Annotated in this window: 11 protein-coding genes and 2 tRNA genes; all 13 read right to left on the bottom strand. The window is 57.0% G+C overall.

Annotated features, from left to right (window positions below; all coding sequences use genetic code 11):
- Positions 1–82: 82 nt before the first annotated feature.
- Positions 83–967 (bottom strand): lipoprotein NlpI, encoded by an 885-nt coding sequence (gene nlpI / locus ACMGGW_RS00715; protein WP_025305056.1) that lies wholly within the window; start codon positions 965–967, stop codon positions 83–85.
- A 128-nt stretch (positions 968–1,095) separates the two neighbouring features.
- A complete protein-coding gene (gene pnp, locus ACMGGW_RS00710; protein ID WP_025305055.1) occupies positions 1,096–3,213 on the bottom strand; it encodes a polyribonucleotide nucleotidyltransferase in 2,118 nt (705 codons plus the stop codon).
- A 256-nt stretch (positions 3,214–3,469) separates the two neighbouring features.
- Positions 3,470–3,739, bottom strand: a complete 270-nt coding sequence (gene rpsO / locus ACMGGW_RS00705) for a 30S ribosomal protein S15 (RefSeq protein WP_004933502.1) — start codon at positions 3,737–3,739, stop codon at positions 3,470–3,472.
- A 124-nt stretch (positions 3,740–3,863) separates the two neighbouring features.
- Positions 3,864–4,808 carry a tRNA pseudouridine(55) synthase TruB gene (gene truB, locus ACMGGW_RS00700; RefSeq protein WP_025305054.1) on the bottom strand — a complete coding sequence of 315 codons (945 nt, stop codon included), beginning with the start codon at positions 4,806–4,808 and terminating at the stop codon, positions 3,864–3,866.
- Positions 4,808–5,218: a 30S ribosome-binding factor RbfA gene (rbfA, locus tag ACMGGW_RS00695; protein ID WP_004933508.1), complete on the bottom strand. Its 411-nt coding sequence runs from the start codon at positions 5,216–5,218 to the stop codon at positions 4,808–4,810. The genes truB and rbfA overlap by 1 nt, the downstream gene beginning before the upstream one ends.
- A 70-nt stretch (positions 5,219–5,288) precedes the next feature.
- A complete protein-coding gene (gene infB / locus ACMGGW_RS00690) occupies positions 5,289–7,976 on the bottom strand; it encodes a translation initiation factor IF-2 (protein WP_004933511.1) in 2,688 nt (895 codons plus the stop codon).
- A 23-nt stretch (positions 7,977–7,999) separates the two neighbouring features.
- Complete coding sequence (nusA, locus tag ACMGGW_RS00685; protein ID WP_019453340.1) at positions 8,000–9,508, bottom strand: transcription termination factor NusA; 1,509 nt, start codon at positions 9,506–9,508, stop codon at positions 8,000–8,002.
- A gap of 21 nt (positions 9,509–9,529) precedes the next feature.
- On the bottom strand, positions 9,530–9,982 hold the full coding sequence (gene rimP, locus ACMGGW_RS00680) for a ribosome maturation factor RimP (protein WP_004933515.1): 453 nt from the start codon (positions 9,980–9,982) through the stop codon (positions 9,530–9,532).
- Between the two features lie 217 nt (positions 9,983–10,199).
- Positions 10,200–10,276, bottom strand: a tRNA-Met gene (locus tag ACMGGW_RS00675).
- A 60-nt stretch (positions 10,277–10,336) separates the two neighbouring features.
- Positions 10,337–10,423, bottom strand: a tRNA-Leu gene (locus ACMGGW_RS00670).
- Positions 10,424–10,492: 69 nt separating this feature from the next.
- Positions 10,493–10,828, bottom strand: coding sequence for a preprotein translocase subunit SecG (secG, locus tag ACMGGW_RS00665; RefSeq protein WP_004933519.1), 336 nt, complete (start codon positions 10,826–10,828; stop codon positions 10,493–10,495).
- Positions 10,829–11,048: 220 nt separating this feature from the next.
- Positions 11,049–12,386: a phosphoglucosamine mutase gene (gene glmM / locus ACMGGW_RS00660; RefSeq protein WP_025305053.1), complete on the bottom strand. Its 1,338-nt coding sequence runs from the start codon at positions 12,384–12,386 to the stop codon at positions 11,049–11,051.
- Between the two features lie 4 nt (positions 12,387–12,390).
- Complete coding sequence (gene folP / locus ACMGGW_RS00655; protein WP_025305052.1) at positions 12,391–13,227, bottom strand: dihydropteroate synthase; 837 nt, start codon at positions 13,225–13,227, stop codon at positions 12,391–12,393.
- Positions 13,228–13,246 lie beyond the last annotated feature (19 nt).

Genomic DNA, 13,246 nt, shown 5'->3' with positions numbered 1-13,246 from the left:
AACGAACAAAAAAGCCCTCGCCCGTTAAGGCGATAACTTTGGTTAAAAACCAATGTTCATCAGGCTGATAGGTGTTCGTCAGCTATTGCTGGTCCGATTCCGATAGGTCGTCTTGCTCTTGGCCCAAAAGCGCCAATTCCAACAATGCATAGCGGTGCTCAACGAAGTTGTGAACGTTGTTAGACACCGTCAGTTTGAACAGCGCCGAAGCGGTGTCCTTGTCCCCCAGACTCAGGTAGTGTTTACCCAAATAGAAGTCAGTTTCACTGAGATGCTCAGCGAGCGAAGTGTTATCCGTTGCATCTGCCTTGAGGCGTTCCATCAGCGTTTTTTCGCTGATCTTGCCCAGGTAGAATTCGACAATATTCCATCCCCATTGCCCTCTGTCCGATTTGTCATAGCGCTGCTGAAGCGCTACTTCGGCCTTCTTGGGATCGATTTCTCGCTCCACCAGATACAGCCATAACGAACGGAAGGGATCGTTTGGGTCGTCTTGATAAAACGCCTGCAGATCATCCTGCGCCAACGGGAAGCGGCCGCCATAATACAGTGCGATGCCCCGGTTTAAACGCGCGTAATTGTAAGTTGGATCAAGCTCTAGTACAGAATCAAACGCTTCATAGGCAGCATCAAAATTGCCTGCCTGCGTTAAGTAAATGCCCAGGTAGTTGAAAACTTCCGGCATGTCGGGACGTATCGCCAGCGCCTGCGAGAAATCATTGCGCGCTAATGCACGTAACCCGAGGCTATCATACAGCACACCGCGCTCATATAAAAGCTGTGCGCGTTCGTCATCCGTCAGTGCCCGGCTGGCAAGAATTTGTTCCATGCGCGCCAGGATCACTTCCTGCTGCAACGTAGGCTGCAACGGGATTGCCAAAACTTCGTCTTTACGCCAATCATGGTTGCTGCATCCTGCCAGCATGAGTGCTGTCGCAACGTAACACCAGCGCAAGAAAGGCTTCATTTCCCACTCCCGAAGACAAACATTGGATGAACGTCCTGTCCTCCGTTTGCTAAAACGCGGGTATCCTACCCGCGCGATACGAACAGCTCCCAACCCCATGGCGGGGAGCTGTAAAACTATCTATACAGTTATTCTGCTTCAGGCGCAGGTGAACCTGCTTCCGGCGCCATCGCTTCTTTGATGCTCAGACGCACGCGGCCCTGACGGTCAACTTCCAGTACCTTAACCGGCACTTCCTGACCCATCTGCAGATAGTCGGTCACTTTCTCAACGCGCTTGTCGGCGATCTGAGAAATGTGCACCAGACCTTCTTTACCACCGCCGATAGCGACGAATGCGCCGAAATCAACGATACGGGTCACTTTACCCTGGTAGATACGGCCCACTTCGATCTCTGCCGTGATCTCTTCGATACGACGGATAGCGAATTTCGCCTTCTCACCGTCGGTCGCAGCGATTTTAACTGTACCATCATCTTCAATTTCGATGGTAGTGCCAGTCTCTTCGGTCAGTGCGCGGATAACGGAACCGCCCTTCCCGATCACGTCTTTGATTTTATCCGGGTTGATGCGGATAGTATGAATACGCGGTGCGAATTCGGAGATATCGCCGCGTGGGGAGCTGATAGCCTGTTCCATCACGCCCAGGATGTGCAGACGCGCGCCCTTGGCCTGGTTCAGAGCCACCTGCATGATCTCGCGGGTGATGCCTTCGATTTTGATGTCCATCTGCAGCGCGGTGATACCGTCGCGGCTACCGGCCACTTTGAAGTCCATGTCGCCCAGGTGATCTTCGTCACCCAGAATGTCGGACAGAACCACAAAGTTATCGGCTTCTTTCACCAGGCCCATCGCGATACCCGCAACGGCAGCCTTGATTGGCACACCGGCGTCCATCAGCGCCAGAGATGCGCCGCACACGGAAGCCATGGAAGAAGAACCGTTGGATTCGGTGATTTCAGACACCACGCGAACCGTGTACGGGAAATCTTCCGGTTTAGGCATCATAGCCAATACGCCGCGTTTCGCCAGGCGACCGTGACCGATTTCACGACGCTTAGGAGAACCGACCATGCCGGTTTCGCCTACGGAGTACGGAGGGAAGTTGTAGTGGAACAGGAAGCTGTCGGTCTTCTCGCCCATCAGCTCGTCCAGGTTCTGTGCGTCGCGCGCGGTACCCAGGGTCGCGGTAACCAGCGCCTGAGTTTCGCCACGGGTGAACAGCGCGGAACCGTGGGTGCGCGGCAGTACGCCGGTGCGCACGTCCAGGCCACGGATCATGTCTTTTTCACGGCCGTCGATACGCGGCTCGCCACGCAGTACGCGGCTACGCACCACGTTCTTCTCGACGTTGCCCAGGATGTCCTGGATTTCGCCGGCGTCCAGCGTTTCGTCCTGCGCCAGCAGGGTTTCAACCACGCTGTCTTTGATCGCGTCAACCTGAGCGTAACGCTCTTGTTTTTCGGTGATGTGGTAAGCGTCGCCCAGGCGAGCTTCGGCCAGTTCAGCCACGCGCGCGTGCAGCGCTTCGTTGACCGCAGGGGCCTGCCAATCCCACTTCGGCTTGCCGGCTTCGGCAACCAGGGAGTTGATGTTTTCGATAACCACTTGCTGCTGGTCGTGGCCGAACACCACGGCGCCCAGCATCTGATCTTCGCTCAGCACTTCCGCTTCGGATTCAACCATCAGCACCGCGCCTGCAGTACCGGCAACCACCAAATCCAGACGGCTTTCTTTCAGCTCGTCAGTTGTCGGGTTCAGCACATACTGATCGTTGATGTAACCTACGCGCGCTGCGCCGATTGGGCCGTTGAACGGAATACCGGACAGGCTCAGGGCGGCAGAGGCGCCGATCATCGCAACGATGTCCGGGTTCACCTGCGGGTTAACGGAAACCACGGTCGCGATCACCTGAACTTCGTTCAGGAAGCTGTCCGGGAACAGTGGACGGATCGGACGGTCGATCAGACGGGAAGTCAGGGTCTCGCCTTCGCTCGGACGGCCTTCGCGACGGAAGAAGCTGCCCGGGATGCGGCCGGCGGCGTAAGTACGCTCTTGGTAGTTAACGGTCAGCGGGAAGAAGCTCTGGCCCGGCTTGGCTTTTTTCTGGCCAACGACGGTAACGAATACGGCAGTGTCATCCATGCTCACCATAACGGCGGCGGTGGCCTGACGAGCCATCATACCGGTTTCGATGGTGACGGTATGCTGGCCATACTGGAATTTGCGAATGATCGGTGTCAGCAAAATTATATCCTTGATTAGCGGCGCGCAATCGCATTGACGACTCGACACGCCTGTGACTCGATTTGCCTTCTCACTACATCCTCGCGACTAATGACAATCCTTATCTCAGGCAGGAGATAAAGCCTCTCATTAGCCGCGCGAACCTCTGTAACGGAAGAACCTGTTTGGAAACATCAGTAATACATTAACCTGATTTGCTTATGCTTCCTAGAAGAAAGGGGCCAAAATAGGCCCCTTTCCACTGAAACTTGCTAGATTAGCGACGCAGACCCAGACGCTCGATCAGGCTGGTGTAACGTGCTACATCTTTACGCTTCAGGTAGTCCAGCAGCTTACGACGCTGAGAAACCATACGCAGCAGACCACGACGGCTGTGGTGATCTTTTTTGTGCTCGGAGAAGTGGCCTTGCAGATGGTTGATCTGCGCAGTCAGCAGGGCAACCTGAACTTCGGTAGAACCGCTGTCGTTAGTACCACGACCGAAATCAGCTACGATTTGAGCTTTAGCTTCAACACTTAGAGACATTGTAATACTCCAGATTATAGATAATAAAAACAGGCGCCGATCTCTAATTCAGCAACCCAATGCATAAGCTGCGCCATTCTACTCTTAGCGCAGTGCGATCGCAAGGCGACGCAGTGCCCCGCCGTCAGTCGAAATGCTCGACCACCAGGCGGCGCGGCGCCACGCGACCATCCTCGGCGATGTCGCCAACGCCGATGAATTTTCGCTCTTCACCCTCGGTGATACGCACCAGGCCGGAAGCCGGCGCGCCGGCGACTTGCACCGGTTGCCCCTGCTTGACGTAACCCGCAACCACCGGCAGCAAATTCACTTCCGGATAGTTCTCAACCGGGCTGTCCATCGGCATCAGCAGCGGATCGAGCAGCTCGCCGGGCGCGATTTCTTGTTCCTGCGCCTGCGCCAGCAAAGCGTTCAGCTGTTCCAGCGTCACCATGCGCGCAATCGGATAAGTCGCCACCTGCAGGCGGCGCAGATAGATCACGTGCGCGCCGCAGCCCAGCAGCTCGCCGAGATCGTCGGTGATGGTGCGGATGTAGGTGCCTTTCGAGCAGTGGATCTCCAGCTCCAGCTCATCCCCTTCCCAGCGGATAAACTGCAGCTCGTACACCGTGATGCTGCGCGCTTCGCGCGGCACTTCAATCCCCTGGCGCGCATACTCGTAGAGTTTCTTGCCCTGGTATTTCAACGCCGAATACATCGACGGCACCTGCTGGATGTCGCCGCGGAAGGTGTCCAGCGCCGCGTCGAGCTGCGCCTGGGTGAAATTCACCGGGCGCTCCTGCACGATCTGGCCGTCGGCGTCGGAGGTATCGGTACGCTGCCCCAGCTTGGCGATCACCCGATAGCGCTTGTCGGAATCGAGCAGGTATTGCGAAAACTTGGTCGCTTCGCCCAGGCAAATAGGCAGCATGCCGGTCGCCAACGGATCGAGCGCGCCGGTATGGCCCGCTCGGTTGGCGTTGTACAGACGTTTTACTTTTTGCAGCGCATCGTTGGACGACAACCCCTGCGGCTTGTCCAGCAACAGCACGCCGTGGATGTCACGGCCGCGGCGACGAGGGCGACTCATTAATCCTCCTTGTCATCGCCTGAGGCGGAACGGCGCTCGGCGTCGTTCTTCACCACGTTGGTCACCAGGTTGGACATGCGCATGCCTTCCACCAGGGAGTTGTCGTAAGCGAAGGTCAGCTCCGGCACCACGCGCAGGCGCATCGCTTTGCCCAGCAGGGTACGGATATAGCCGGAAGCGTCCTGCAACGCTTTGATGCCGTTGGTGACCAGATCCGGATCGTGGTTCTCGGTCAATACGTTCAGGAAGGTGACGTAAACCTTGGCATACGCCAGGTCGCGGGACACTTCCACGCCGGAAACGGTCGCCATGCCGACGCGCGGATCTTTAACTTCACGCTGCAGAATGATCGCAATCTCTTTCTGCATCTCTTGCGCCACGCGTTGACCGCGGCTGAATTCTTTTGCCATTTTGGATTCTCCAGACAAATCGGGGGGCACAAAGGCCCCCCGTAAACAGATATAAGCAGATGTGCAATCGTTAAGCGATGGTGCGTTGGATCTCAATGATTTCGAACACTTCGATCATGTCGCCGACGCGCACGTCGTTATAGTTCTTAACGCCGATACCACATTCCATGCCGTTACGGACTTCGTTAACGTCATCTTTGAAGCGGCGCAGGGATTCCAGCTCGCCTTCATAGATAACCACGTTGTCGCGCAGTACGCGGATTGGGTTGTGACGCTTGATGGTCCCTTCGGTAACCATACAGCCGGCGATAGCGCCGAACTTAGGCGATTTGAACACGTCGCGCACTTCGGCCAGGCCGATGATCTGCTGCTTGTATTCCGGCGCCAGCATACCGCTCATCGCCTGCTTCACTTCGTCGATCAGGTTATAGATCACGGAGTAGTAACGCAGATCCAGGCTTTCCGCTTCGATCACGCGGCGCGCAGAAGCGTCGGCACGCACGTTGAAGCCCAGGATGATGGCGTTGGAAGCCGCAGCCAGCGTCGCGTCGGTTTCGGTGATCCCACCTACGCCGGAGCCGACAATCTTCACCTTCACTTCGTCGGTAGAGAGTTTCAGCAGCGAGTCGCTGATCGCTTCGCAAGAACCCTGCACATCGGACTTCAGTACGATGTTCAGCTCAGACACTTCGCCGTCGGTCATGTTAGCGAACATGTTTTCCAGCTTGGACTTCTGCTGACGCGCCAGTTTGACTTCGCGGAACTTGCCCTGACGATACAGCGCCACTTCACGCGCTTTCTTCTCGTCGCGCACCACGGTCGCTTCGTCACCCGCTGCAGGCACGCTGGACAGACCCAGGATTTCCACAGGGATAGACGGACCGGCAGAGGTCACTTCACGGCCCAGCTCGTCACGCATCGCACGCACACGGCCGTATTCGAAGCCGCACAGGACGATGTCGCCCTTGTTCAGCGTACCTTCCTGAACCAGTACGGTAGCCACTGGGCCACGACCTTTATCCAGGAAGGACTCGATCACTACGCCGCTCGCCATGCCGCTGCGTACCGCTTTCAGTTCCAGAACTTCGGCCTGCAGCAGGATAGCCTGCAGCAGCTCGTCGATACCGGTACCGGCTTTCGCGGACACGTGAACGAACTGCGCTTCGCCGCCCCACTCTTCCGGCATAACGCCGTACTGAGACAGTTCCTGCTTAACGCGGTCCGGATCGGCTTCCGGCTTGTCGATTTTGTTCACCGCAACCACCAACGGCACCTGCGCCGCTTTCGCGTGCTGGATAGCTTCGATGGTCTGTGGCATCACGCCGTCGTCGGCCGCCACCACCAGAACCACGATGTCAGTCGCCTGAGCACCACGAGCACGCATCGAGGTAAACGCGGCGTGGCCCGGGGTATCCAGGAAGGTGATCATGCCGTTCTCGGTTTCTACGTGGTAGGCACCGATGTGCTGGGTAATGCCGCCGGCTTCGCCCGCCGCCACTTTGGTGGAGCGGATGTAGTCCAGCAGAGAGGTTTTACCGTGGTCAACGTGGCCCATGATGGTCACGACCGGCGCGCGCGGCTCAGCCGCAGCGCCCGTATCACGGTCGCTCATCAGCGCTTCTTCCAGCTCGTTTTCACGACGCAGAATAACTTTGTGGCCCATCTCTTCGGCAACCAGCTGTGCGGTTTCCTGGTCGATAACCTGGTTGATGGTGGCCATCGCGCCCAGCTTCATCATCACTTTGATGACCTGAGAACCTTTTACCGCCATCTTGTTGGCCAGCTCGGCCACGGTGATGGTTTCACCGATCACCACGTCACGGTTAACCACCTGCGCCGGCTTGTTGAAGCCCTGCTGCAGAGCGCTAGGCTTGCGTTTGCCTTTACCGCCACGGGTAACGGCACGCGCTTCTTCGCGATCCGCTTTGGATTCGGACAGCTTGTTGCCTTTCTTCTGCTTGGTCGCTTTGCCGCCGCGGGTGCGGCTACGACGATCGCCTTCAACTTTGGCGTCGTTTTCGTCTTCTGCGGCACGCGCATGCTGAGAGGTGGTCACGTGATAGTCGGCACTTTCAACCGCAGCGCTTGCCGCGTCGGCCTGGGCCCACTTCTCGCCGTTCTCTTCGGCCATGCGACGCGCTTCTTCCGCCACGCGCTTGGCTTCCTCTTCAACCTTGCGGCGCACTTCCTCTTCCGCTTTACGTTTCAGTTCAGCGGCTTCGGCTTCACGGCGTGCTTTTTCCGCCTGAGCTGGCTTGGTCATTTCGTCGGTATGTTGATTGGTCACTTTTTCTTTTTCCGCTGAATTACGCTTAGCAATCTCCGCGGCCTCACGTTTGGCTTGCTCTTCGGCTGCGCGCTTCGCTTCCGCTTCGCGTTTTGCGAGCTCTTCCGCTTCGCGCCGTGCCTGCTCTTCCGCTTCACGCTGTGCCTGCTCTGCCGCTTCAGCCAACTGGGCTTCCTGCGTATCGCGATTTACATAAGTGCGTTTCTTGCGGACCTCAATTTGCACCGATTTACTTTTACCGCCGGTGCTCGGGATATTCAAGGTGCTGCGCGTTTTGCGCTGCAAAGTGAGTTTACCTGGCGCGCTGCCGTGTTCACGGTTCAGGTGCGCCAGCAATGTTTCTTTTTCTTGCTGGGTAACAGAGTCCGACTCGGACTTGTTGATCCCTGCATCAGCAAACTGCTGTACCAGGCGATCAACCGGAGTCTGAATCTCTGCTGCCAGCGATTTTACGGTTACATCTGTCGTCATGCTGTTCCTTCCTGCTACAGTTATTACGCGTTGTCGCCAAACCAACAGATATTGCGTGCAGCCATGATCAGCTCACCGGCTTGCTCATCGCTAAGCCCTTCAATATCAGCCAGATCGTCAACACCCTGCTCGGCAAGATCTTCCAGCGTACAAACCCCACGCGCGGCCAGTTTAAAGGCCATGCTGCGCTCAAGACCCGGCAGGTTGAGCAAATCGTCGGCCGGTTTGTTGTCGCCCAGGCTTTCTTCTTGTGCCAGGGCCAGCGTGGTCAATGCAGCTTTGGCGCGTTCGCGCAATGCTTCAACCGTATCTTCATCCAGACCGTCGATTTCCAACAGCTCTTTGATCGGCACGTAGGCCAGCTCTTCCAGCGTGGAGAAGCCTTCTTCAACCAGTACGGTGGCGAAATCTTCGTCGATATCAAGATACTTGGTGAAGGTATCAATAGCGGCATGAGCCTCGGCCTGGTGCTTGGCCTGCAGGTCGTCCGCCGTCATCACGTTCAGTTCCCAACGATCGTCGCCGCGGTGTTGTTTCAGCAGCTGGGAAGCCAAACGCACGTTTTGGCCGTTACGGCCGATCGCCTGTGCCAGGTTGCTGGCTTCAACGGCGATATCCATGGTGCAGTTATCTTCGTCTACCACGATCGACGCGACGTCGGCCGGCGCCATGGCGTTGATGACGAATTGCGCGGGGTTATCATCCCACAGGATGATGTCGATGCGCTCGCCGCCGAGCTCGCTCGACACGGCCTGAACGCGCGCACCGCGCATACCTACGCAGGCGCCGACCGGGTCGATGCGCTTGTCGTTGGTTTTCACTGCAATTTTCGCGCGAGAGCCTGGATCGCGGGCTGCCGCTTTAATTTCGATCACTTCTTCACCGATTTCCGGCACTTCGATGCGGAACAGTTCTTTCAGCATTTCCGAGCTGGAACGGCTGACGAACAGCTGCGCGCCGCGAGCTTCAGGACGCACGGCGTACAGTACGCCGCGAATGCGATCGCCCGGACGGAAGTTTTCGCGCGGCAGCATGTCTTCACGGCCAATCACCGCTTCGGCGTTGTTGCCCAGATCCAGCGCGATGCTGTCACGGTTCACTTTCTTCACCACGCCGGTGACGATCTCACCTTCGTGTTCACGGAAAGCGTCGACCACCATCGCACGCTCGGCTTCACGTACTTTCTGCACGATAACCTGCTTGGCGGTTTGGGTGGTGATACGGTCAAAGGTCACAGATTCGATCTGATCTTCGACGTAGCCGCCGAGCTCGATGCTCGGATCTTCAAACTGAGCGGCTTCCAGCGTGATTTCACGCGTCGGCTGAGTCACTTCGTCTACGGCGACCCAACGGCGGAAGGTGTCGAAATCGCCGGTTCTACGGTCAATGCTGACGCGCACGTCGATTTCCTGCTCGTATTTTTTCTTGGTTGCGGTGGCTAATGCAGTTTCCAGCGCTTCGAAAATCTTCTCGCGCGGAAGGGATTTTTCATTGGAAACTGCTTCAACAACAGCCAGAATCTCTTTGTTCATCCTAGTTGCCTCTTCCAAACTTTAAAAGTGGGGTACCAGGTTCGCTTTCTGGATGTTGCTCAGCGCGAACACTTCATCTTTCCCTTCCACAGTAACCGTGATCATCTCGCCTTCGACAGACTTGATAATACCCTGCCACTTGCGACGGTTCTGTACCGCCATGCGCAGGACCAGGCTGACTTCTTCACCGAGGTAACGCGTATAGTGTTCTGCGGTGAACATCGGGCGATCAAGGCCAGGAGAGGAGACTTCCAAGTTGTAAGCGACCGTGATTGGATCTTCGACGTCCAATACAGCGCTGACCTGGTGGCTGACATCAGCGCAATCATCAACATTGATGCCGTTATCACTATCAATATAGATGCGGAGCGTCGATTGGCGCGCACGAATGAATTCGATGCCTACAAGCTCAAAGCCCAACGCTTCTACGGGTGCCGAAAGCATCTCTGTTAACTGTTGCTCTAATGTGGACAAGCCCACCCCCAAGACATAAAAAAAGGGCTAAATAGCCCAGTGATTCTGTTGCCAAATAACAAAAAACCCCGAAAAATCGGGGCTTTATGCAACTGGACCCTGTTTGCCGCTAGGCGGCCTCGGTACAACTTTCGAGCAAGTGTCATTTTCAAATGTTGATCGAGAAAAGCGGATTTCAATCGAAAAGTGTATTTGAAAATAAACACTTAAAGGAAAGTGGTTGCGGGGGCCGGATTTGAACCGACGACCTTCGGGTTATGAGCCCGACGAGCTACCAGGCTGCTCCACCCCGCGTCCGAAAACGTGGCAAATACTACGCCGATAATCGCAAAATTGCAAGTTATCTCTGGGATTTGGTACCGAGGATGGGACTCGAACCCACAAGCCCGTTAGGGCACTACCACCTCAAGGTAGCGTGTCTACCAATTCCACCACCTCGGTACTGATTCTTACTGCTAACGGCCGTTGTTCCTTCGAGTTCACAACCACCGTTTACAAACTTTTTGCGGCTTACTGCGGGATGTCGCTGCTCGGCTTAGCTGGTGCTGCCGGCGCGGTCGTCTGCTCAGTTTTCACTGGCTGACCCAGGTTTTCCCACTCGCTGCCTTTCTTGCTTTGGTTGCTGCTGAGGTTGCCCAGAATCAGGCTGATGACGAAGAACAGCGTCGCCAGCACAGCAGTCATGCGGGTCATAAAGTTACCGGAACCACTCGAACCGAACAATGTGCCTGATGCACCTGCTCCGAAAGAGGCTCCCATATCAGCGCCTTTACCTTGCTGTAGCATAATCAGAGCAACCAGCCCGATTGAGATCAGCAGGAAAATTACCAGAAGAGCTTCGTACATAGTAGTACCCGTATCCTTGCGGCCTCACCGCATGCCAAATGCTTCACACTCATCAAGCAGGCGTTTTTACAAACTGCCTACTGAAGCGGGTGTGAATACTAACCAAAGCCGCCAACCCACGCAAGGGCAATTTGCTGCCGCCGGCGCGTTTGCGGAAAAAAACGCCAACAATCATCTATTCGGGCTCAGCGATGCCAAGCCCGATGGCTAACTGTCTGTTTTAACCTGCGGATTTCACCGCATCGGCGATGCGATGCGCCAGCGCGGTCACCTGCTGCTCGTCCTCGCCTTCCACCATCACGCGGATCAGCGGCTCGGTGCCCGATTTACGCAGCAGCACCCGGCCACGGCCGGCCAGCTCGGTTTCCACCTGCTCGGTGACCTTACGCACCGCTTCAGACTCCAGCGGATTATGCTCGCCGGCGAAGCGGACGTTGACCAGGATCTGCGGCAGCAGCTTCATGCCGCTGCACAGGTCATGCAGGCTCATGTGGTTGCGCACCATGGCAGTCAGCACCTGCAGCCCGGCCACGATGCCGTCGCCGGTGGTGGTTTTGTCCAGCAGGATCACATGGCCGGAGTTTTCCGCACCGATGCGCCAGCCCAGTTCCTGCAGTTTCTCCAGCACGTAACGGTCGCCCACTTTGGCGCGAGCGAACGGAATACCCAGCTGTTTCAGCGCCAGCTCCAGCCCCATATTACTCATCAGGGTCCCGACCGCGCCGCCGCGCAGCTGCCCCTGACGCAGGCCTTCGCGGGCGATGATGTACAGGATCTGATCGCCATCCACCTTGTTGCCGAGGTGATCCACCATCATCACGCGGTCGCCGTCGCCGTCAAACGCCAGGCCAACGTGCGCTTTTTCCTGCAGCACGCGCTCTTGCAGCTGACGCACGTCGGTAGCACCGCATTTTTCGTTGATATTCATACCGTCCGGCTCAACACCGATAGCGATCACCGTGGCGCCCAGCTCGCGCAGCACGCTCGGCGCAATGTGGTAAGTCGCCCCGTTGGCGCAGTCGACCACGATTTTCAGCCCCTTCAGGCTCAGCTCGCTCGGGAAGGTACCTTTGCAGAATTCGATGTAACGGCCAGCGGCGTCGATGATACGGCTGGCTTTACCCAGCTCGGCGGACTCCACGCAGGTCAGCGGTTTTTCCATCTCGGCTTCAATTGCCTCTTCGACGTTGTCCGGCAGTTTGGCGCCGTCGATTGAGAAGAACTTGATACCGTTGTCATAGAACGGGTTATGCGAAGCGGAAATGACAATGCCCGCTTCGGCACGGAAGGTACGCGTCAGGTAGGCCACCGCCGGCGTGGGCATCGGCCCGGTGAAGGAGGCGGACAATCCAGCGGCCGCCAGACCGGCTTCCAGAGCGGACTCCAGCATATAGCCGGAGATGCGCGTATCCTTACCGATGATGATCTTGCGGGAACCGTGACGCGCCAGCACTTTACCGGCCGCCCAGCCCAGCTTCAGCACGAAGTCCGGCGTGATGGGGCTGTCCCCGACCTTGCCACGGATGCCGTCGGTGCCAAAATATTTGCGCTCGCTCATGTCTCTACTGTCCCTTAGCTGAAAGTGTTGCCTCGACGACACGCATCGCCTCGACGGTTTCTTTAACGTCATGCACTCTGACAATCTGCGCACCCTGCATCGCCGCGATCACCGCGCAGGCCACGCTGCCGATAACCCGTTGATCCGGCGGCACGTTCAGCAGTTGCCCAATCATCGATTTACGCGACATGCCGACCAATAGCGGCAAACCGAAACGATGAAACTCCGACAACCGTGCCAGAAGCTGATAGTTGTGCGCCAAATTTTTACCGAAACCGAAGCCTGGGTCGAGCAGCAATTTCTGATTTGTTATCCCCGCCTCGTTACAGCGCTGAATATGATGCTCGAAAAACGCCTGAACATCGGTAATCAGGTCATCGTAATGCGGCGCCTGCTGCATGGTGCGCGGCTGCCCTTGCATATGCATCAGACAGACCGGCAGACCGCTTTCCGCCGCCGCCGCCAGGGCACCCGGCTCCTGCAGCGAACGAATGTCGTTAATCAGATGTGCGCCTGCATGCGCCGATTCGCGGATCACGCCCGCTTTCGAGGTATCGACCGAGATAAAGACTTCGAAGCGCTGCGCCAGCGCTTCCACCACCGGCACGACCCGTTCCAATTCTTCCTCTTCACTCACCTCAGCTGCCCCCGGCCTTGTCGATTCGCCGCCGATATCGATCATCGTGGCACCGGCCGAAATCAGCGCATGCGCGTGGAGCAGCGCCTGGTTCAGGGTGTTGTGACGGCCGCCGTCGGAAAACGAATCTGGCGTCACATTGAGGATACCCATCACCTGCGGATAGGAGAGGTTGAGCGTCATGTCGCGCACGGTTAACTGCATGGTTGGTCCACCTTACTGT

Source organism: Serratia sp. BNK-4 (assembly GCF_048685115.1).
In the GTDB taxonomy this organism is placed as follows: Bacteria; Pseudomonadota; Gammaproteobacteria; order Enterobacterales; family Enterobacteriaceae; genus Serratia; species Serratia bockelmannii.
The sequence above is the reverse complement of the archived record's forward strand: the minus strand, read 5'-3'. Positions and strand labels throughout refer to the sequence as shown.

Excerpts from the sequence above, each read along its gene's own strand:
- nlpI (WP_025305056.1), bottom strand. The coding sequence starts at position 967 with ATGAAGCCTTTCTTGCGCTGGTGTTACGTTGCGACAGCACTCATGCTG.
- rpsO (WP_004933502.1), bottom strand. The coding sequence starts at position 3,739 with ATGTCTCTAAGTGTTGAAGCTAAAGCTCAAATCGTAGCTGATTTCGGT.
- truB (WP_025305054.1), bottom strand. The coding sequence starts at position 4,808 with ATGAGTCGCCCTCGTCGCCGCGGCCGTGACATCCACGGCGTGCTGTTG.
- rbfA (WP_004933508.1), bottom strand. The coding sequence starts at position 5,218 with ATGGCAAAAGAATTCAGCCGCGGTCAACGCGTGGCGCAAGAGATGCAG.
- infB (WP_004933511.1), bottom strand. The coding sequence starts at position 7,976 with ATGACGACAGATGTAACCGTAAAATCGCTGGCAGCAGAGATTCAGACT.
- nusA (WP_019453340.1), bottom strand. The coding sequence starts at position 9,508 with ATGAACAAAGAGATTCTGGCTGTTGTTGAAGCAGTTTCCAATGAAAAA.
- secG (WP_004933519.1), bottom strand. The coding sequence starts at position 10,828 with ATGTACGAAGCTCTTCTGGTAATTTTCCTGCTGATCTCAATCGGGCTG.
- glmM (WP_025305053.1), bottom strand. The coding sequence starts at position 12,386 with ATGAGCGAGCGCAAATATTTTGGCACCGACGGCATCCGTGGCAAGGTC.
- folP (WP_025305052.1), bottom strand. The coding sequence starts at position 13,227 with ATGCAGTTAACCGTGCGCGACATGACGCTCAACCTCTCCTATCCGCAG.